General features: G+C 71.4%; 18 protein-coding genes. 14 read left to right on the top strand and 4 right to left on the bottom strand.

Going from position 1 to position 19748, the window contains the following annotated elements; all coding sequences use genetic code 11:
- Positions 1-143: 143 nt before the first annotated feature.
- A complete protein-coding gene (gene acnA / locus ACIP67_RS18865) occupies positions 144-2861 on the bottom strand; it encodes an aconitate hydratase AcnA (protein WP_401692966.1) in 2718 nt (905 codons plus the stop codon).
- Between the two features lie 656 nt (positions 2862-3517).
- Here acnA and ACIP67_RS18860 point away from each other — a divergent pair.
- From ACIP67_RS18860 to ACIP67_RS18840, 5 genes are all read left to right on the top strand, one after another.
- Positions 3518-3718 carry a DUF4236 domain-containing protein gene (locus ACIP67_RS18860; RefSeq protein WP_385062676.1) on the top strand — a complete coding sequence of 67 codons (201 nt, stop codon included), beginning with the start codon at positions 3518-3520 and terminating at the stop codon, positions 3716-3718.
- An 83-nt stretch (positions 3719-3801) separates the two neighbouring features.
- Positions 3802-5331 (top strand): helix-turn-helix domain-containing protein, encoded by a 1530-nt coding sequence (locus ACIP67_RS18855; RefSeq protein WP_401692964.1) that lies wholly within the window; start codon positions 3802-3804, stop codon positions 5329-5331.
- A 168-nt stretch (positions 5332-5499) separates the two neighbouring features.
- Positions 5500-5892 carry a hypothetical protein gene (locus ACIP67_RS18850; RefSeq protein ID WP_401692962.1) on the top strand — a complete coding sequence of 131 codons (393 nt, stop codon included), beginning with the start codon at positions 5500-5502 and terminating at the stop codon, positions 5890-5892.
- Between the two features lie 5 nt (positions 5893-5897).
- Positions 5898-6566 (top strand): nucleotidyl transferase AbiEii/AbiGii toxin family protein, encoded by a 669-nt coding sequence (locus ACIP67_RS18845; RefSeq protein WP_401692961.1) that lies wholly within the window; start codon positions 5898-5900, stop codon positions 6564-6566.
- A gap of 63 nt (positions 6567-6629) precedes the next feature.
- Positions 6630-7265: an MATE family efflux transporter gene (locus ACIP67_RS18840; RefSeq protein WP_401692959.1), complete on the top strand. Its 636-nt coding sequence runs from the start codon at positions 6630-6632 to the stop codon at positions 7263-7265.
- A gap of 153 nt (positions 7266-7418) precedes the next feature.
- Here the strand turns inward: ACIP67_RS18840 and ACIP67_RS18835 are convergent, their stop codons facing one another.
- On the bottom strand, positions 7419-7877 hold the full coding sequence (locus ACIP67_RS18835; protein WP_401692957.1) for an ATP-binding protein: 459 nt from the start codon (positions 7875-7877) through the stop codon (positions 7419-7421).
- Positions 7878-8040: 163 nt separating this feature from the next.
- Between ACIP67_RS18835 and ACIP67_RS18830 the strand changes: the two genes are divergently transcribed.
- Entirely contained in the window at positions 8041-8892 is an 852-nt protein-coding gene (locus ACIP67_RS18830) for a helix-turn-helix domain-containing protein (protein ID WP_401692955.1), read from the top strand.
- Entirely contained in the window at positions 8889-9077 is a 189-nt protein-coding gene (locus ACIP67_RS18825) for a DUF397 domain-containing protein (protein ID WP_401692954.1), read from the top strand. The genes ACIP67_RS18830 and ACIP67_RS18825 overlap by 4 nt, the downstream gene beginning before the upstream one ends.
- A 53-nt stretch (positions 9078-9130) precedes the next feature.
- Here ACIP67_RS18825 and ACIP67_RS18820 read toward each other — a convergent pair whose 3' ends face one another.
- Positions 9131-9742 carry a hypothetical protein gene (locus ACIP67_RS18820; RefSeq protein WP_401692952.1) on the bottom strand — a complete coding sequence of 204 codons (612 nt, stop codon included), beginning with the start codon at positions 9740-9742 and terminating at the stop codon, positions 9131-9133.
- A gap of 413 nt (positions 9743-10155) precedes the next feature.
- On the opposite strand from ACIP67_RS18820, the gene ACIP67_RS18815 reads away from it, so the two are divergent.
- The 7 genes from ACIP67_RS18815 (at position 10156) to ACIP67_RS18785 (ending at position 19303) form a co-directional block, all read left to right on the top strand.
- The gene (locus ACIP67_RS18815) at positions 10156-10980 is read left to right on the top strand and encodes a DUF1963 domain-containing protein (RefSeq protein WP_401692950.1); all 825 of its coding nucleotides are present in this window, start codon (positions 10156-10158) and stop codon (positions 10978-10980) included.
- A 220-nt stretch (positions 10981-11200) separates the two neighbouring features.
- Positions 11201-12523, top strand: a complete 1323-nt coding sequence (locus ACIP67_RS18810) for a serine protease (RefSeq protein ID WP_401692948.1) — start codon at positions 11201-11203, stop codon at positions 12521-12523.
- Positions 12524-12569: 46 nt separating this feature from the next.
- A complete protein-coding gene (locus ACIP67_RS18805; protein WP_401692947.1) occupies positions 12570-14879 on the top strand; it encodes a tetratricopeptide repeat protein in 2310 nt (769 codons plus the stop codon).
- 78 nt (positions 14880-14957) lie between these two features.
- Positions 14958-16346, top strand: coding sequence for a hypothetical protein (locus tag ACIP67_RS18800; RefSeq protein ID WP_401692946.1), 1389 nt, complete (start codon positions 14958-14960; stop codon positions 16344-16346).
- Complete coding sequence (locus tag ACIP67_RS18795; protein WP_401692945.1) at positions 16343-17365, top strand: hypothetical protein; 1023 nt, start codon at positions 16343-16345, stop codon at positions 17363-17365. Before ACIP67_RS18800 ends, ACIP67_RS18795 begins: the two co-directional genes overlap by 4 nt.
- Positions 17362-18630, top strand: a complete 1269-nt coding sequence (locus ACIP67_RS18790) for an ABC transporter substrate-binding protein (RefSeq protein ID WP_401692943.1) — start codon at positions 17362-17364, stop codon at positions 18628-18630. Before ACIP67_RS18795 ends, ACIP67_RS18790 begins: the two co-directional genes overlap by 4 nt.
- A gap of 238 nt (positions 18631-18868) precedes the next feature.
- Positions 18869-19303 carry a VOC family protein gene (locus ACIP67_RS18785; protein ID WP_401692941.1) on the top strand — a complete coding sequence of 145 codons (435 nt, stop codon included), beginning with the start codon at positions 18869-18871 and terminating at the stop codon, positions 19301-19303.
- A gap of 28 nt (positions 19304-19331) precedes the next feature.
- On the opposite strand, the gene ACIP67_RS18780 is transcribed toward ACIP67_RS18785, so the two are convergent.
- Positions 19332-19748, bottom strand: a 417-nt coding sequence (locus ACIP67_RS18780) for a transposase (protein ID WP_401692939.1), incomplete at its 5' end; no start/stop codon positions are given.

Raw genomic sequence — 19748 nt, 5'->3', positions numbered from 1 at the left:
TGGGGCGAACGCGGCGAAGGCCTGGAACGGGCCCGTCACTGCGGGCACGCCGGCCCGCACGGCGAGGGCCGCACCCCCGTCACCGGGGATGCGGCCCTCGGCCGCCGTGCGGGGCCGCCCTGCGGGGCGGCCCGCCCGGCCGCCTAGCTGCGGATCAGGTTGCGCAGCACGTACTGCATGATGCCGCCGTTGCGGTAGTAGTCGGCCTCACCGGGGGTGTCGATCCGGACGACCGCGTCGAACTCGACGCCCGTGTCGGTGGTGACCTTGACCGTGCTCGGCGTGGTGCCGTTGTTGAGCTCCTCGACGCCCGTGATGGAGAACGTCTCCTCGCCGGTCAGGCCGAGCGAGTCGGCGGACTGGCCGGCCGGGAACTGGAGCGGCAGGACGCCCATGCCGATGAGGTTCGAGCGGTGGATGCGCTCGTACGACTCGGTGATGACGGCCTTGACGCCGAGAAGGGCCGTGCCCTTGGCCGCCCAGTCGCGGGACGAGCCGGAGCCGTACTCCTTGCCGCCCAGGATGACCAGCGGGATGCCGGCGGCCTGGTAGTTCTGCGAGGCGTCGTAGATGAACGACACCGGCGCGCCGTCCTGGGTGAAGTCGCGGGTGTAGCCGCCCTCGGTGCCCGGCGCGATCTGGTTGCGCAGGCGGATGTTGGCGAACGTGCCGCGGATCATGACCTCGTGGTTGCCTCGGCGGGAGCCGTAGGAGTTGAAGTCACGACGCTCCACACCGTGCTCGGTGAGGTACTTGCCGGCCGGGGTGTCGGCCTTGATGGCGCCGGCCGGGGAGATGTGGTCGGTGGTGACCGAGTCGCCCAGCTTGGCGAGGACGCGGGCGCCCGTGATGTCGGAGACCGGGGTGGTCTCCATCGTCATGCCCTCGAAGTACGGGGGCTTGCGGACGTAGGTCGACTCCGGGTCCCACTCGAAGGTGTCGCCGGTCGGGATCGACAGGGACTGCCACTGGGCGTCGCCCGCGAAGACGTCCTGGTAGGACTTGCTGAACATGTCCTCGCCGATGGCGTTCGCCACGACGTCGTTGACCTCGGCCTCGGAGGGCCAGATGTCCTTCAGGTAGACCGGGTTGCCGTCCTGGTCGGCGCCCAGGGCGTCCCGGGTGACGTCCACCTTCATGGAGCCCGCGAGGGCGTACGCGACGACCAGCGGCGGGGACGCCAGGTAGTTCATCTTGACGTCGGGGTTGATGCGGCCCTCGAAGTTCCGGTTGCCGGAGAGGACCGAGGTGACCGCGAGGTCGTGGTCGTTGACGGCCTTGGAGACCTCCTCCGGCAGCGGGCCGGAGTTGCCGATGCAGGTGGTGCAGCCGTAGCCGACGAGGTTGAAGCCGACCTTGTCGAGGTACGGGGTCAGGCCCGCCTTGTCGAAGTAGTCGGTGACGACCTTCGAACCCGGGGCGAGGGTGGTCTTGACCCACGGCTTGCGGGTCAGGCCCTTCTCCACGGCCTTCTTCGCGACGAGCGCGGCGGCGACCATGACGTACGGGTTGGAGGTGTTGGTGCAGGAGGTGATGGCCGCGACCGTCACCGCACCGTGGTCGATCTCGTAGGTCGAGCCGTCGGGGGCGGTGACGGTGACCGGGTTCGACGGGGCGCCGTTCGGGTGGACGGCCGGGGCGTCGGAGGCCGGGAAGGACTCCTTGCCCGCCTCGTCCACGTCGTCGACGTAGTTGCGGACGTCCTGCTTGAACTGCTCGGCGGCGTTCGCGAGGACGATGCGGTCCTGCGGGCGCTTCGGGCCGGCGATCGACGGGACGACGGTGGACAGGTCCAGCTCGAGCTTCTCGGAGAAGTCCGGCTCGGCCTTCGGGTCCAGCCAGAGGCCCTGCTCCTTGGCGTACGCCTCGACGAGCGCGACCTGCTGCTCGGAGCGGCCGGTGAGCTTGAGGTAGTTCAGGGTCTCGTCGTCGATCGGGAAGATCGCGGCGGTGGAGCCGAACTCCGGCGACATGTTGCCGATGGTGGCGCGGTTGGCGAGCGAGGTGGCGGCCACGCCCTCGCCGTAGAACTCGACGAACTTGCCGACGACGCCGTGCTTGCGCAGCATCTCGGTGATCGTGAGCACCAGGTCGGTGGCGGTGGTGCCGGGCTTGAGCTCACCGGTGAGCTTGAAGCCGACGACGCGCGGGATGAGCATGGAGACCGGCTGGCCGAGCATCGCGGCCTCGGCCTCGATGCCGCCGACGCCCCAGCCGAGGACGCCGAGGCCGTTGACCATGGTGGTGTGCGAGTCGGTGCCGACCAGGGTGTCGGGGTAGGCCTGGCCGCCCCGGACCATGACCGTGCGCGCCAGGTGCTCGATGTTCACCTGGTGGACGATGCCGGTGCCGGGCGGTACGACCTTGAAGTCGTCGAAGGCGGTCTGGCCCCAGCGCAGGAACTGGTAGCGCTCCTTGTTGCGGCCGTACTCCAGCTCGACGTTCTGCGCGAAGGCGTCGTGGGTGCCGAACTTGTCGGCGATGACGGAGTGGTCGATGACCATCTCGGCCGGCGAGAGCGGGTTGACCTTCGCCGGGTCGCCGCCGAGCGCCTTGACGGCCTCGCGCATGGTGGCGAGGTCGACGACGCAGGGCACGCCGGTGAAGTCCTGCATGATCACGCGGGCCGGCGTGAACTGGATCTCCTGGCTGGGCTGGGCCTGCGAGTCCCAGTCGCCGAGGGCGCGGATGTGGTCGGCGGTGATGTTCGCGCCGTCCTCCGTGCGGAGCAGGTTCTCCAGCAGGACCTTGAGGCTGTACGGCAGCCGGGCCGAGCCCTCCACCTTGTCCAGCCGGAAGATCTCGTACGACTCGTCGCCCACCTGCAGCGTGCTGCGGGCGTCGAAGCTGTTCGCCGACACGACAGTCTCCTTCATTGATGTGCGCGTACCACCGCACTCTGCCGCCACGCGGGCTTGGCCAATCCGCTAAGGTCGGGCTAAGTTAGGTAACCCTTACTAGGGTGGCGGCTGCGGTGCGCCTCGGCAGATATCTCGATGTCGAGATAACTCTAGTACATGGGGGCTGGTTGGTCATGCCCGGGTTCCCCGTGGCGCCGACCACAGACCCGTCGCGGGCAGGCGGCGAGGGGGCCGACGGGGGCGGCTCGGGCACCGGCTCCGGGGCCGGTCGACCGCCGGGCGGCCGCCGCGCTCGCGGGGCGGCCCGCCACACCCCCTGCGCCGGCCTCGTCGCCGACGACACCGAGGCCGGCCGCGTGATCACCCCGTGCACCCGGCGCACCCGCACACCCCGTGCACCCCGTGCACCCCGCACGCGCCACCCGGCATCCCGCGACCCCCAGGAGAACGCCCCGACCCCCTCCTCCCCGGTCGGCGCGCTGCACCACATCCGGACACCTGGGCATCCGGGCATCCGGGCACCCGGGCATCCGGGCACCCGGGCACCCGCTCAAGTGCCTTGTCCCGCACGTCAGGTGAGGACCCGTCATGGCCCGTCCGGGCCGGGGTAGACGAAGGACGAGGCACGGTCCCACGGTCCACAGAAGGAGGTTCCGATGCCCCTCACCTTCCGCAAGAGCTTCCGCATCCTGCCGGGCGTGCGGCTGAACATCAACCGGCGGTCGTGGTCCATCACGACCGGCGGCGGCTCGCACGGCCCGCGCCACACCCACAGCAGCACCGGACGCCGTACGACGTCGATGGATCTGCCCGGACCCTTCGGGTGGCGTCGCACGCGGACGGCCAAGCGCCGCTGACGGGCCGTCACCGCCACCGCCGCCGTCACCCGAATGGCCCCCCGGGGAAGGCGTGATCTCATATCTGAGATAACCTCAGCCTCATGGCAGACGACTACCTCGTACGCATCGGCAGGCTCATCCGTGACGCCCGGCAACACCGTGGCTGGACACAGGCGCAGCTGGCCGAGGCGCTCGGAACCAGCCAGAGCGCCGTCAACCGCATCGAGCGCGGCAACCAGAACATCAGCCTTGAGATGATCGCGCGGATCGGTGAGGCCCTCGACAGCGAGATCGTCTCGCTCGGCTACGCGGGACCGATGCATCTGCGTGTCGTGGGCCGACGGCGGCTGTCCGGCGCCATCGACGTCAAGACCAGCAAGAACGCGTGCGTGGCCCTGCTGTGCGGCGCACTGCTCAACCAGGGGCGCACGGTGCTGCGCCGGGTCGCCCGCATCGAGGAGGTCTACCGCCTGCTGGAGGTGCTGAACTCGATCGGTGTCCGGACGCGGTGGATCAACAACGGCGTCGACCTGGAGATCGTGCCGCCGGCCGAGCTGGACATGGGGGCGATCGACGCCGAGGCCGCCGTCCGCACCCGCTCCATCATCATGTTCTTCGGCCCGCTGCTGCACCGTATGGACGCCTTCAAGCTGCCGTACGCCGGCGGCTGCGACCTCGGTACGCGGACCATCGAGCCGCACATGATCGCGCTGCGCCGGTTCGGGCTGGAGATCGCCGCGACGGAGGGGCAGTACCACGCCCAGGTCGACCGTGCCGTCCGCCCGGACCGCCCGATCGTGCTGACCGAGCGCGGCGACACCGTCACCGAGAACGCCCTGCTGGCCGCCGCCCGCCACGACGGCGTCACGGTCATCCGCAACGCCTCCTCCAACTACATGGTCCAGGACCTGTGCTTCTTCCTGGAGGCGCTCGGCGTCACGGTCGAGGGCATCGGCACCACCACCCTCACCGTGCACGGCGTGCCGCACATCGACGTCGACGTCGACTACTCCCCCTCCGAGGACCCGGTCGAGGCGATGAGCCTGCTCGCCGCCGCCGTGGTCACCGAGTCCGAGCTGACCGTGCGCCGGGTACCGATCGAGTTCCTGGAGATCGAGCTGGCCGTGCTGGAGGAGATGGGCCTCGACCACGACCGCACGCCCGAGTACGTCGCCGACAACGGCCGCACCCGCCTGGTGGACCTCACCGTCCGGCCCTCCAAGCTGGAAGCACCGATCGACAAGATCCACCCGATGCCGTTCCCCGGCCTGAACATCGACAACGTGCCCTTCTTCGCGGCCATCGCCGCCGTCGCCCAGGGCAAGACCCTCATCCACGACTGGGTCTACGACAACCGCGCCATCTACCTGACGGACCTCAACCGCCTCGGCGGCCGCCTCCAGCTCCTCGACCCGCACCGCGTCCTGGTGGAGGGCCCGACCCGCTGGCGGGCCGCCGAGATGATGTGCCCGCCGGCCCTGCGCCCCGCGGTCGTCGTCCTGCTGGCGATGATGGCGGCGGAGGGCACGTCCGTGCTGCGCAACGTGTACGTCATCAACCGGGGCTACGAGGACCTGGCCGAGCGGCTGAACTCGGTGGGGGCGCAGATCGAGATCTTCCGGGACATCTGAAGGTCTTCGGAAACAACACCGCACACCCCTCCTGACCTGTACCTGTGTGTACGCGAGCCGGGAGGGGATTCGGCTTCGCCTGTGGGACTTCTCCGGCCGTCGCGCTCACTGCGGACGCAAGCTCACGCATCATGCCCCTTACCGCCCCCCTGCCGTCATAATGGAGGCATGTCCTCCAGCCCACAGCACCCCGCACCCGCGCCGGGCGGCCTCTCGGACGCGGTCGCCGAGGATCTGGCGCTGTACCGGGAGAAGTTCCGGCGGCGTCTGCCGGAGTCGCTGGACGATTTGCACGGCCCGACCCAGGGAATCGTGGAGCTGCCACTGCACATGGCCTGGTCGGGGATGACCTCGTACGACCTGGGCAAACCTCGCCAGCGCGTGGGCCTGTACCGCGCCGTCCTGCACGAGGGCCTGCGCGACGATCTGCCCCAGTTCCTCAACCGGGGTCTTCTCCTCCAGCTGTGGCCGGTGCTGCACACACTCGTCGGTCGCACCGTGCGCTCCGTGTGGGAAGACGCCTTCCCCCAGCTCGCATCCCACACCCGGGCAGCCGCGTGACGGACATGCCGGAGCTGCACACGCGGCTCCTGGCGGATGTGATCACGCTCGGCTCGCCGTACCCACTGGTTCTCACCGGTGGATACGCCGTGCGGGCGCACCGCCTCGTGAACCGCCCCAGCCAGGACCTCGACGTCGCCACTGAGAACCCGGCGCCCATGGCCGACATCGCGGCCACGCTCCGCGCCGGCCTGGAAGCCCGCGGCTGGAAGGTGCACGTGCTGGAGACCGCTCCGCTGTCCGCCCGCTTCACCGTGACCGACCCAGCCACCGGGCAGGACTGCGAAGTCGACATCCTCAAGGAGATCTTCTGGCGGCCGGTCGCCCAAACTCCGTACGGGCCCGTCCTCGCGGAGGAGGACGTGGTCGGGACCAAGGTCCGCGCCCTCGCCGACCGCGGAGCGCCCCGCGACCTGATCGACGTGTTCGCGGCCTCCCGCCGCTGGACCAACACCGAACTCGAGGAGTTCGGCCGCCGCCACGCCCGGGGCCGCTTCGAGCGCGAGGATCTGCAGTCGAACCTCACGGGCGCCGAGTGGACCGACGACGAAGCCTTCGCCGCTTATGGGCTCGATGACGCCACCATCACTGCTCTCCGTGTTTGGGCCGTGGAGTGGGCCGACGACCTCGCGGCCCGTCTCCTCGAAGGGGCCGATGATGTGGACATCGAGTAATCACGTCCGAATCAGAGCAATAACACCCCCACCCTGATCACCGCCGAGCTGACTGCCAACGCCGTGCAGCACGAGCACGTCGCCGGACGGGACTTCCACGTCCGGCTCCCCCACGGCACCGACACCGTGCGCGTCGAGGTCACCGACACCCCGACCGAACGCGTCCCGTCCTTCGCCGTGATGCCGCAGACCGGCATGAGCCAGGGCTTGCAGCCCATCGTCGGCTACAACGCCGGGCGCGGCCTGGACGCCCGGGTAGCGCGAACGCGGGCGCTCGCGCTGCGGGCCTCGCTCGTCTACGGAGCGGCCACCGCGATCCTGCTGACGGTGCTCGCCGAACCGCTCGTCGGCATCTTCGTCAGCGGCGGCGAAGCCGCCGAGGAGGCCGGGTTCGCACTGTGCGTCATCGCCGTCGGCGGGATCGTCATCGGTATCGCACCGCTGGTCTCGGCCTATTTCCAGGCCCTGGGACGCCCGCTGCCCGCCTACGTCCTGACCATCGGGTCCCTGATCCTGCTGAAGGCGCCCCTCGTGGTGATGTGCGGCCTGGTCTGGGGCACGCGCGGCGTGTGGTTCGGCCTCGCCTCCGGAGAGTTCGCCACCGCCGCGAGCGCGCTGCTGCTGTTGCACCGCGTCGACCGGCGCACGCCCATCGGATGCAGCGACGACACCTCAAGGCCGAGAACAACCCGAGGCTGAAGAACATCGACCGGCCGGTACCGTCTTCGTGTCCTCACTGTGCGCGGGGACCAACCGGGCTGCTTGCCACCGCTGTTGATGTGCTCAAGGAGCGTGGGCGTCGCTCAGATCTCGCTCCGGGGCGCAAGCAGCGGCGTCAGGAAGCGGCTCCGTTCACCGTGCCAGGTGCAGCTCGGCGGCGACCGTTTTGCCGACGGGGGCGCGGTCCAGGACCTCCCACCGGTCGGCGAGCGCCTCCACGAGGAGCATGCCCCGGCCGGTCTCCGCGAGCGGCTGGGGCGCGGGGCGGGGAGCGCCGGGAGCCGGAGGCCGTAGCTCGTCCCGGGTGTCGGAGACCTCGATGCGCACGGTCCGGCCGAGGAGACTGACGGTGACCTCGAAGTCCCGGCCAGGAACACGGCCGTGCGTGACGGCGTTGGCTGCGAGCTCCGCTACGAGCAGGGCGGCGGTGTCGGACGCATCGCTGCCGTGCGGCACGCCCCAGCCGTCGAGCTGGTGCAGTACGAGCCGGCGGGCGAGGCGCGCTCCGCGCGGGGTGGAGCTGAACTGCTGCGTGAACACACGTACGGTGACGGGCCCTTGGCGGGTCACGGGAGTGGACGGTGGCGTCATATGCCCAATTTGGCGGCACTTAGCGGGTGTTCGCCAGCAGCGACCCGCGTACGCAGAGTCAGCGTACGCGCACATTCGGTAGACAGTACGTGCCGCTCGGCGTGACGATGGAGCCGAGTCAGAAGCGGTACGGGCGTGGCGGGTGCGCGGGAGGTGGCCGACGGTGGCCCACGAATGTACGGACGGCGGTACGGGGACGGGCGGCGCGGAACCGGGGGCGTCGGACAGTCTGCGCACCTTCGGCGCGGTCGTCCAGGCCCTGCGGGAGCACGGGGGCCTGAGCCGTGAGGAGTTCGGCAGCCTGGTCCGCTTCTCCAAACACACGGTCGCCTCGGTCGAACAGGGCCGCCGGATGCCGGACCGGGACTTCGTCGAGCGTGCGGAGGAGGCACTAGGCAACACGGGGGCACTGCGGAAGGCCGCGCCACATCTGTCGCGGCAGGCGGGACTGGCGAGCTGGTTCCGGCAGTGGGCTCGGCTGGAGACGCGGGCGGTGACCTTGTGGACCTACGAGTGCCGGGTGATCCCCGGCTTGCTCCAGACCGAGCGGTACGCGCGAGCCGTGACCGAGAGCGTGCCGCCCGTGAAGGACGAGGAGCAGGTGGCCGAGCAGGTTGCGGCCCGGTTGGAGCGCCAGCGACTGTTCGAGCGCAAGCCTCCGATCGCGTTCAGCTTCATCATCGAGCAGGCAGTTGTCGAGCGCGGTACGGGAGGCCCTGATGTGACGCGGGAACTGCTCGACAGCCTCTTGGAACGGTCGTTGCAGTTCAACGTCGAGTTGCAGATCATGCCGCGATACCAGCCGGATCATGCTGGCTTCGACGGACCGTTGATGCTCCTGGAGTCCCCGGACAACAAGTGGTTCGGCTACGCGGAGGGACAGCGCGGCGGCATGCTGATCACTGACCCGAAGGAGGTCAGCATCACGCTCCAGCGGTATGCGAAACTGCGCTCACAGGCTCTCGCCTCCGAGGACTCCAGGAGCCTGCTGAAGCAACTTCGAGGAGCGCTATGAGCAGCATCGACGAACGGGCTTGGTTCAAGAGCAGCTACAGCGGTTCCGACGGTGACGCCTGCGTCGAGGTGGCGAAGGGCACGCAGGCGATCCACGTCCGGGACTCCAAGGACCAGCGGAGCCCCGAACTCGCCCTCTCCCCCACCGCGTGGAGCGACTTCGTCTCCTACGCCGCCCGGAGCTGACCCTCACGGCAAACGCCCCGCGCCGGACCCGTCCGGCGCGGGGCGTTTGCCGTTCACTTGCCCTTGTCGGTGGCTTCCCGTAGCCGCGCGGAGAAGTAGGCGTGCGCTTCGCGCATCTCCTTTTCGCGATCGGCCTTGTAGAAGGGTGCGGTATAGCCCTCGGGGGGTTCGGAGCGGCCCTGCTTCTGGTAGGCGAGGAACTGCTCGTAGTGGTCCTTGGTCTGGCCGAAGCCGTACGTGTACCGGTTCCCCGCGATCCTTCTCTCGTTGGCGTCGAACCACGTCACGGCGTCGAAGTCCTGCATGATCGGAAAACGGGACGCCAGGCTGGCGGTCTCGGCGAGCGGCAGCGGGCCCTTCCCCGTGACGAGCGTGCGCAGATCCGGTCCGGGGACGTACTCCACCGCGAGCCACGGCTGATCGGCGTCCGCCCCCACGAAGGCCGCGACGAACGGCCCGTACACCGTGCGCAGGCTGTCCACCTCGGACCCGAAGCGTGCCCGGGTGTCCTCGTCGAGGACCGACGGCTTGATGACCTTCACGGCGGCCTGGTGGCCGGCCACGGACTCGCCGAGGAACACCTGCCCCATACCGCCCGACCCGATCCGGCAGACGAGCGCGAAGCCCCCGATCTGTCTCGGGTCCTCGTCCCTCAGTGGTTCCACGGTGCCAGGCCTCCCCCTGCGTGGCCTGCGACCGCTGCTCCGGAACGCGGACCGGCCCAGACCGCGGCCCAGTCTATGCAAGGCCCGCTCTCTGTGTTCGCCGCCAGGTGCGGACGCCCGATCCGCTCGTTGGTTCCGGGCCGCGAACGTCGCCCGCGAGGTCGGGGGTGACGCGGGCGGCGCGCGCAACGCGCGCACGGCAGCCTCCACCAAGGGGCCCGCAGGGCTGCGCTTCCGCCGACGGCGGCCCGGTCGGCACCGCGTCCGCGGCGGCGTCCGCAGTGGCGTCCGTCGGTGTCGTGCTTCCGGCGGCCGGGGTCTGCGTTTCGGCGGCCGCCCCGCGGGAACCGGCAGTTGCCCGGTGTACGTCATGCTCCGGCCCATGAGTCAGTGCCCGCCACTATGTTCACCGCATGAAACCCGAGATGCTCGAGAAGGTGAACCGGTTCCGTGAGAAGGCGCTCGCGGGCGGCGTCCCGTCCGCCGAGGTGGAGAGGTGGCTCGAAGCCGCCCGCCCCTGCGCCACCCTGGCGTCCACCGTGGACGGGCCGGTCGTGGGCCACTTCGGGGGGCCCAACCTGCTCCCCGCCGACGCTCCCCGACTCCCGGCAGGGCTGAACCTGATCGCGATGCTGGACCTCGCCGCGCTGCCCGACGACGCAACGACTCTGGTACTGCCCCCCGACGGCCGGCTCCTCTTCTTCGCCCGACTCCATCCCGACGACCTCGACGCTTCCGGCCGAGTGATGTACGTCCCCGCCGGCACGCCCCTCGAAGAACGCCCCGGGGACGACGGCTATGACCGCGCGGAGCTACGGCTGAAGTACGACCTCTCCCTGCCGGACAACGAGGTGCTCATCGACCCCGTCGAGCACCCGCACGCCAAGGAACTGCGCCAGGCCTGGTCAGACGTGCTGTACGAGGACAGGCACCATCGCGACCAGACTCACCTGCAGATCGACGGATACTCCAGGGACTCCTACGGCGAGGACGACCCCATCACCGCGTCCGCCGCCATGGCAGCACGGAGGGCAGGGAAGCCGGAGGGCAGGCGGGCCAGCCCCTGGGCACGGCCTCGTCCCGACGACTGGGCGCTTCTCGCACAATGGTACGGCGGCGTCTTGGACCTCGGTAACTACTACATCGGCGGTGACGTCTTCTGGACGATCGCGAGGAAGGACGCGAAGGCGCGGTGCTTCGACCAGGTGACCGTCCTGGGGTGCTTCGCAGGCCCGTGAGGTGACGTCCCATTCTGGCTGATGCTTGTGGCAGGGATGCAGGTCGCGGCTTCGGCTGCTGCTTTCTGACGATGTCGCCGGTGTCGGCTTCGGTGAGGGTGCCGAGTTCGACGAGGCGTTCTTGCCCACGGCAACACACCACCGTCTTGCGTCGATCGACCGATCCGCCCCACTCACAACTCTAGGGACGCACCGTGCTGTGCGCGTACTGTGAGACGGTATGGGGGAACTGCGTGCGGACTGGAGACTCAGGCTGCGGCGCGAGGACGCGCACGGCCCGATCTGCGGCGCCGGCGTGCTCGTCGACCAGTACACGGCGCTGACCTGCGCCCACGTGGTACGCCACCCGGACGCCGTCATGTGGCTGGAGTTCGCCGAGAACGGCGCGCTCGAACCGGTCTCCGCACGGGTCATGCCCGGCGGCTGGCTGCCGGACGGCGAGAGCGGCGAGGACGTCGCCGTGCTGCGCCTGGACAGCCCGCGCCCGGGGGCACGTCGCGCCCCGCTGGAGCCCAGGATGTGGGGCGGTATGGAGGTGTACGCGACCGGGTACGCGGAGGGCTTCGACGACGGCATGAGCCTGTGGGGGCGCATCGGCGGCGCCAGCGGTGAGCGGGTACAGCTCGACGCCGTCACGAAGGCGGAGGTGGTGCGCGCCGGCTTCAGCGGAGCCGGCGTGTGCACGCGGCCGGAGGAAGGCCGTCCCGCCCGTGTGGTCGGCCTCGTCGTCAGCTGGCGCGGCGACCTGGGCGAGGTGCTGCCCGAGGACAACCGGCTCTCCTTCTCGTACCTGATCCCCGTCGACCGCATCGCCGAACTCTCGCCCGTCGTCGAGGAGTTGAGCAGCCCGTACGCCTGGGACCACGGTTTCGAGGAGCGGTTGACCCGGTGGTTCGACGACCCGGACGGGGACCCGGTGAAGATCACCGTGGTGCCTCCGGGCAGCGGCAAGGACCGCTCGCTGCGCCATCTGGCACACCGCGCCCACGTCGTCCACCGCGGCGGCGCCGGCCGGCCTGAACTCATCGACCACGCCCTGGGCCAGGTGGCCTTCCCGGCCGGCGAATACCTGGCGTACTGGGACTGGCTGCGCGGCGCCAAGCCCCCGCCCGCGCGGGCGGCCGACCGTGCGCCCGTGCGACCGGTCACGGTCCTCGTCGACGGCCTCGACGAGGAGCCCCAGCCGGACTCCCTGGTCGAACTCCTGACGCGGGTACGGGTTCTCGGCTTACGGCTGCTGCTCGTCTTCCGCCACGAGGGCGGCCCCGGCTGGACCGCGTCCCGCGACCGGCTTCTGCGGCCCGCGCTCCTCCACCACGCCGACACGCTGCTCGACCGTCTGCAGCGCGTGGAGGTCACCCTGGCGATCAGCCGAGATGTCGTCGACAGCGACTCCCTCGGCTCCGTGACCGCGACGGCCGACCGGCGCCGGGCCGAGCGCCGTCTGATCGACGGCGTGCGGGACCCGCAACAGCAGCTCACCCGGGTGCGCGCGCTGATCAGGGCCCTGCGCGCCGACCTGAGCCGCCATGGGGACCGGTGATGCGGTGTGCCGCCCGGCCCGGGCGAGGGAGGAGGACCCCGAGAGGATGACGACCTGCCCGCACCGGCGTTTCACCGGAGCCCCCTGCGGCGGCACCGTGCTGCCCACCGGCCACTGCGCCGTGTGCGGCCGCGCGGAGAACGGCCCCGGGCTGCCCGCCCTGCCCGAGGACCCACGGGACCACGGCCCCCGCGAGCTCCTCGCGCTCCCCGAGCGGGAGCCGCGCCCCGCCGAGGAACGCCTCATGCGTCCCGAGGCGCCGCTGCACATCCGCATGGGCTGTTCGTCCGCCGACTGCGGCATCACCTTCGCCCCGCCCTACACCGAGGGCCCGGTGCCGATCACGGGATTCTGCCCGGCCTGCGGCGAGCGGTACTCGTACCGGCCCGAACTCACCAAGGGTGACGTGTTGCGCGACCAGTACGCGATCATGGGCCCCATCGCGCACGGCGGCCAGGGCTGGGTCTACCTCGCCGAGGACACCCATCTCGGGGACGTCGTCGCCGTGAAGGGCCTGCTCAACCGGTACGAGCACGACGGCGCCCGGCTCGCCGACGTCGAACGCCGCAACCTCGTCGCCATCCGCCACCCCCGCATCGTCCAGATCCGCGACTTCGTCGCCCGCAGCGACGAGTCCGGTCAGGTCACCGGCGGCTACATCGTCATGGACGACGTCGGCGACGGCACCCTCGCGAAAGTCGTCGAGGAGGTCCGGCGCGGTGAGTCCGTCCTCGACATCGAGCACGTCGCGGCGTACGGCTGCCAGATCCTCGAGGCCTTCGTCCACCTGCACGCCGACGGCGAACGGGTCTTCGTGTACGGGGACATGAAGCCCTCCAACGTCGTGCACCACAGTGCCGGCGTCAAGGTCATCGATCTCGGCGGCATGCGCGAACAGGGCCAGAGCCAGCCGCCCGCCCACGTCACGCCCGACTACATGGCGCCGGAGACCGGCACCTCGGCCGTGCCCACCGTCGCCCACGACCTGCACACCGTCGGCGTCACCCTGCGGGAACTCGCCCGCTGGGCCGTCGCCGAGGTGCCCGGCCTCGGCACCGCCTCCTTCCAGCGGGTCGTCGACCGTGCCGTGCGCACCGACCCGGGCCGCCGTTTCACCGACGCCCGCGAGATGGTCGGCCAGCTGCGCGGCGCCCTGCGGGAGATCCGTGCGCTGCGCGGCAAGAGCGACCCGCCCGAGCCCTCCGACTACTTCCGGCCGTCCACCCGGCTGCCCGGCGCCCGGCTCGGCACGGTGCCGGGCATCGAGCACTGGCTGGAGCGCCCCAGCCGCGACCGGTACGCGCCACCCGTCGCCCCGGCCCTCGACCTCGGCGCCCCCACCCCCACCGAGATCGCCGGCTGCCTGCCGGTGCCGAGGCCGTACCCGGGCGACCCGCAGGCCGCGCGGTTCGCGGTGAGCAGCGGCTACGACCCCGGCCAGCTCCTCGCGCCGGAGGACGAGAAGCCGCGCTCGGTGGAGATCTGCCTGCACAACGTGCGCGTCCTGCTGGGCCGCGGCACCCGCGAGAACCTGCGGCGGGCCCAGGAGGAGCTCGACACGGCCGACTCCGTGCCCGGACCGCCCTCCGTGCGCCGGTGGCGGCTGGAGTGGCACCGCGCCCTGCTCGCGCTGCACAGCGCCGACCTCGACGACGACCAGCGGCAGGTCGCCGAGGCCAGGGCCCGCTTCACCCAGGTCCACCTCGAACTGCCCGGCGAGTACGCGCCCAAGCTGGCCCTCGCCCACTGCGCGGAGCGGCTCGGCGACGACCCGGCCGAGCCCACGGCCAGGGAACTGTACGAGGCGGTGTTCGCCCGCAACCCCGCGCACGGCGGCGCCGCCCTGGGCCTGGCCAGGCTGGCGCTCCGCGCGCACGACCGCCGGGCGGCCATCGACGTGCTCGGCCGGGTCCGGCAGGGCACCTTGGACCACACCGTCGCCCGGATCGCCTCCTTGCGCATCCGCGCGGCCCGGCTGCCCGGGGACGGCGATCCGCTGCCCGCGCCCGCCGAGGTCGACGCGGCCCTGGCCGAACTGCACGGCCTCGTGGGCCGCGAACCGGGCGCCGGGGAACCCGGCCTGTCCGAGGACGAGGCGCTGCGCCTGAGCACCGAACTCCACGAATGGAAACTGCACGCGGTGCACGGTCTCAGCGACCGGCCCGGTGCTCCGGGACGGGACGCCGGACGGCTCGACGCACGGAGTCTGCGGCGTCTGGGCGTGCCGGAGCGCGTGTTGCGCAAGCAGCTGGAGTCGCACTACCGGCGGCTGGCGGCACGTCACCAGGAGCCGGCCGGCGCCCACGAACACCTCGTGGACCTCATGCACGCGGTACGGCCCCAGACGGTGTTCTGACCGCACGGCACGACAGACCCGTCGGCACCCGGCCCCCGGTGTGCGGGCGACGAAGGCGAAGGAGCGGTGACGTACGACATGAGCAGCCATACCCGGACGCCGCACCCCGGCATCCGGCTCCACGTCGACCTCGGCGGCGATCTGCGCCCGCACCGGAGCGCGAAGATCGAGGCCCGTCTCCAGGTCGACGTGGCCGCCGACGGCGCCCCCACCGACCTGCCCGCGGTCCAGCTCGCCGTGATCATCGCGGTGGACGTCGCCGAATCCCACCGGGCGGCCGTCCGGCACGCCCTGCCGGCGGCGCTGCGCGCCCTGCCCGACTCCCTCTCCTTCGCCGTGCTCGGCAGCGGCCCCGAACCGGTCCGGTGCTATCCGCGGGGCGACGACGAGTGGGCGGTCGCCGACCCGGAGGAGCGGCGCCGGGCCGCCTTCGTCTCGGGATCGCTCCCGCTGCACCGGGAAGGGCCGCGTCCCGCCGGGTACGCCGTCTGGGTGGCCGCGGCGCGCGCCCTGCTCGCCGGACGGCCGGTGTCCGTACGCCATCTGGTGCTGATCACCGATGGCAGCAGTGCCGGCGGCGAGATGCGTCTGGAGGAGGAACTGGACGCCTGCTCCGGGCAGTTCACCTGCGATGTGTTCGCCGTGGGCGCGGACTGGACCCCCGACCCCCTGCTGGCCCTGGCGGAACGGCTGCACGGCACGGCCGAGTTCGTGGACGACGGCCTCGGCCACGCGATCACCGCCGCCATCCAGCGGCTGCGCCGGGTGCACACGCCCCAACTGCCGATCGAGGTGACCGTGCGGCCCTCCGTCCGCCAGGTGTCGCTCAGCGAGAAGGCGCCGCGGCCGCACCGCCTCGGCGCCCTGCCCCAGCCCGGCCGGCCGCACTGCTGGAGCTTCCCGACCTACCAGTGGGAGCAGGGCCGACGCGACTACCTGCTCACCCTGGTCGCCGACGCCGGCGCCGACCCGCTGGAGACCGAGCTGCAGTTCGCCATGGTCTCCGTCGGCGACGTCCACGTGCCCGTCACCGCCCGCTGGCACCTTCCCGAGCAGACCCCGCCCCACGCCCCGGCGGGCGCGGACAGCGTGCGGGACCTCAACGCCACCGCGCGGATGCGGGGTGCTCTGCGCCAGGGGCTCGTCGCGCTGCGGGAACACCGCTGGGACACCGCCGAGAGCTGTCTGGGGCTGGCCGCCCGGCTGGCGGCGCAGTTCGGCACGGGCTGGGTGCTGGACGAGATCGGCGCGGTCGCCCACATCGAGGACGCGACCGCCGGGCGGGTCCGCCCGCGCGCCGTCGACGCCGGCACCCTCGGCCCGATGATCCTGCGCGCCGGGTCCCGTCCCGGCGGCGTCCCGGCCGACGCCGGCGGGGCGCGGCCGGGCCCGCGCTGCGGCACCTGCGGCGCCCCGGCCGGGAGCGAGGCCCGGTACTGCGTCGCCTGCGGGGAGAAGCTGCTGTGACGGCCCGACGCGCCGCCTCCTGGCGCCGCCGCTCCCCCGCCGCCTTCTGGCGCGGGCGCCTGAGCCGCTGGCGGACCCGCCGGCTGCTGGAGGCGCACCTGCTGGTCCTGCTGCTGCTCACGGCTGTGGCGTCGACCGCCCTGTTCCTCTCCTGCCGTCAGGTCGAGCGCGGCGCCGACGCCCTCGCCTCCCGTGAGGCGCCGGCCGTACAAGGGCTCGCCGCCACCCGGCTCGCGGCCCTGCGGGCCGACCAGGAGGCGCACCTCCTGGTCGAGCGGCACCTCATCGGCGTCGCGGGCTCGGGCGAGACCTACCGGTCCCAGCTGTCGGCCGCCGACCAGGGCCTGTCCCGGATCGCCGACCGCACGGACCAGGACCTCGGCACGGTCAAGGGGCTGCTCGCCACCTACAGCAACTCGCTCGCTCTCGGCACGTCCCTCTACCGTGACCAGCCCCTCATGCGGGAGCAGAAGCTCAAGGAGGCGGACTCGCTGCTCACCCGGGAGACGGTGGGACTCGCACCCCGGCTGGACGCGCTGCAGCGAATCCAGCTGCGGCACGCCGAAGCCACGGTCTCGGTGGGGCGTTGGCAGCGCGGCGGGTGGTGGGCCGCCGAACTGGCGCTGGCCGCGGTGGCGCTGACCCTGCTGTCGGCGCTGTTCGTACTGCGGGACCGCTGCGGCCGTGACTGGAATCCGTACCTGCTCGCGGCCTTCGTCCTCACCGCGCTGCTCGCGGTGGTCCCGCTGACGGCGACGTCGTCCGCCGAGGACGACCTCGACGGGGCGGTCGGGGATCTGCGGCTGATCACCGCGGTGTCCCGGCAGAGCGGCCCGGGGCTGGCCGACGCGCAGCAGCGCGTCACGGAGAAGTCGGAGGACGTCCGGGAGAAGACGGCCGACGGCGTGTGGACCGAGCGGGTGTACCGGGGCGCGTTCGTCGGCAGCCTGCTGACCGTCGTCCTGCCCGCGCTGGGGCTCGGTCTCCGGCTCGACCACGACTACTGGAGGCGTCGGTGACCAAGCGGTTCAGGGGACTGATCTTCGTCGTGGTCATGTTGCTGATCACCGCGGGCGGCATGGTGGTGGTCTGGGCGCAGCACGACGACGAGGACCCGGTGACCATCCTCGGCACGTGGACGGCCAAGCAGGCGGACCAGTTCGAGGCCGTGCTGCGCGGCTTCGGCATCCCCTTCGACTACCAGGGCACCGCGGCCCAGCGGGAGGTGCTGCTCTCCAAGGTGCAGTCGGGGGAGCCCCCGGACATCGTGATCATGCCGGGCCTCGGCGAACTCGCCGAATACGCCGGCCAGAACCTCCTCGAACCGCTGGACGGCCTCTACGACCCGCAGGAGTACGGCGCACCCTGGAAGTCGACCGGCTCGCCGTCCGAACACGTCTTCTGGGTCCCGGTCAAGGCGGACCTGAAGAGCGTCGTCTGGTACCGCGAGGGTCACCGGCCGGCGGCCGCAGCGGCCCCGATGACGAGCTGGTGCGTCGGTATGGGGGACGACGGCGCCTCCGGCTGGCCGGGCACCGACTGGATCGAGGACCTGGTGCTGCAACGGGAGGGCCCGGAGGTCTACGAGCAGTGGGCGCTGGACAAGGACGGGAAGCAGTGGTGGGACAGTGAGGAGGTGCGGACCGCCTGGGAGGCGTGGGCCGGTCTGCTCCAGCAGGACAGGGACGCGGCCGAGCACGCTCTGCTCACCGACCATCGCGGCGCCCCGGACGGCGACGGGCTGCTGTTCGACGGCTGGGGCGGGTGCACCCTGGAGCACCAGGGCTCCTTCGCGCTCTCCTTCTACAAGGGTGCCGCGGAGGCAGCGGAACTGATGGACTCCGCTCCGCTGCTGCCGGACGGCGGCGGCCAGGTCCGGGCCCACGAGGTGACCGGCGACTTCGCGGCGCTGTTCAGCGACCGCCCCCGGGCCCGTGAGCTGATCCGGCGACTGGCCTCCGAGGACGGCCAGCAGAAGTGGGCCGATCTCGCGGACGTGTTCTCGGCGAATCGCCGGGTGGCGTCGGGTGGCGGCGCGGTCGAGCGCGAGATCGCCCGACGGCTCGGTCAGGGGCCCCGCTGCCTGGACGCCTCGGACGTCATGGCCCCCGCCGTGCGGGACGCCTTCTACGAGGCCGTTCTGCTGACCATCGCCCGGGCCGCCGCCGGTCAGGAACTGCGCATCGAGGACCTGCTCCGGGACGTGCAGCGGGTGCAGGACACGCCGTCCGCGCAAGGCGTCGACAAGAGGGCGGCGCCGAAGACGGTGTGCAGTGAGCGGTGAGCGACGGGACGGCGCCTTCCGCGCGGCGCGCGGCACCTGCCCACCGGAGGTGACGGCTCGGGCGGAGGAGTGCCGGGCGCCCCGACCGGCTGAAGGAGGCGCGGGCCCGCCCGGCCCTCCTGCCCTTTCGTCCGCGCACACCGGCGAACACCGCACCGGCGAACACCGCACCGCAGGGGGTTTCTCGCCGTTCCCCACGGGGAGTTGAGCGGCTGAGTCCCCCTGCTACGGTGGCCCGATGGCATCGGTCAAGCAGTTCCAGGTCACCTTCGACTGCGCGGAGCCCGAGCGCGTCGCCCGCTTCTGGTGCGAGGTGCTGGGGTACGTCGTGCCCCAGCCGCCGGAGGGGTACGCCACGTGGGCCGATGCCGAGCGCTCGCTGCCCGCTGAGGAGCGGGGTTCGTGGTCCGCCTGCGTCGATCCCTCGGGTGTGGGCCCGCGGCTGTTCTTCCAGCGCGTTCCCGAAGGGAAGGTCGTCAAGAACCGGGTGCATCTCGACGTGCGGGCCGGCACCGGTCTCGTGGCGGAGGAGCGCCTGGCCACGCTGGAGGCCGAATGCGCGCGGCTGGTCGCGCTCGGCGCGGTACGCGTGCGGCTCCTGCCCGCCGACGACGACAACGAGTCGTGCATCGTGATGCAGGACGTCGAGGGCAACGAGTTCTGTCTCGACTGAGCGTCCCCAACCCCACAGGGCACTACACCTAGTGACCTGAGTCGGAGATTCGTCGGCAGTAGGCGGCGACTTTGTCGAGGATCTCGTCGGCGGTCTTCGTCCAGACGAACGGCCTGGGGCGCTCGTTCCAGTCGGCGAGCCAGTACCGGATGTCGCGCTCGAGGGACTGGACGGAGCGGTGGACACCGCGCTTGAGCTTCTTCTGGGTGAGCTCGGCGAACCACCGCTCCACCAGGTTCAGCCAGGACGAACTCGTCGGCGTGAAGTGCAGGTGGAAACGCGGATGAGCCACCAGCCACTGCTTGACGGCGGGCGTCTTGTGGGTGACGTAGTTGTCCAGGATCAGGTGCACCTCGAGCTCGGCGGGTACCTCCTTGTCCAGCTTGGCCAGGAACTTCTTGAACTCCACAGCCCGATGCCGCCGGTGCAGAGAGCCGATGACCTT

The organism is Streptomyces sp. NPDC088812 (assembly GCF_044750285.1).
In the GTDB taxonomy this organism is placed as follows: Bacteria; Actinomycetota; Actinomycetes; order Streptomycetales; family Streptomycetaceae; genus Streptomyces.
This window is presented reverse-complemented; position numbering and strand designations above follow the sequence as displayed.

Bases quoted from the DNA above. Each gene is read 5' to 3' on its own strand.
- ACIP67_RS18860 (WP_385062676.1), top strand. From the start codon at position 3,518: ATGCCCCTCACCTTCCGCAAGAGCTTCCGCATCCTGCCGGGCGTGCGG.
- ACIP67_RS18855 (WP_401692964.1), top strand. From the start codon at position 3,802: ATGGCAGACGACTACCTCGTACGCATCGGCAGGCTCATCCGTGACGCC.
- ACIP67_RS18850 (WP_401692962.1), top strand. From the start codon at position 5,500: ATGTCCTCCAGCCCACAGCACCCCGCACCCGCGCCGGGCGGCCTCTCG.
- ACIP67_RS18845 (WP_401692961.1), top strand. From the start codon at position 5,898: ATGCCGGAGCTGCACACGCGGCTCCTGGCGGATGTGATCACGCTCGGC.
- ACIP67_RS18835 (WP_401692957.1), bottom strand. From the start codon at position 7,877: ATGACGCCACCGTCCACTCCCGTGACCCGCCAAGGGCCCGTCACCGTA.
- ACIP67_RS18825 (WP_401692954.1), top strand. From the start codon at position 8,889: ATGAGCAGCATCGACGAACGGGCTTGGTTCAAGAGCAGCTACAGCGGT.
- ACIP67_RS18815 (WP_401692950.1), top strand. From the start codon at position 10,156: ATGAAACCCGAGATGCTCGAGAAGGTGAACCGGTTCCGTGAGAAGGCG.
- ACIP67_RS18810 (WP_401692948.1), top strand. From the start codon at position 11,201: ATGGGGGAACTGCGTGCGGACTGGAGACTCAGGCTGCGGCGCGAGGAC.
- ACIP67_RS18805 (WP_401692947.1), top strand. From the start codon at position 12,570: ATGACGACCTGCCCGCACCGGCGTTTCACCGGAGCCCCCTGCGGCGGC.
- ACIP67_RS18800 (WP_401692946.1), top strand. From the start codon at position 14,958: ATGAGCAGCCATACCCGGACGCCGCACCCCGGCATCCGGCTCCACGTC.
- ACIP67_RS18785 (WP_401692941.1), top strand. From the start codon at position 18,869: ATGGCATCGGTCAAGCAGTTCCAGGTCACCTTCGACTGCGCGGAGCCC.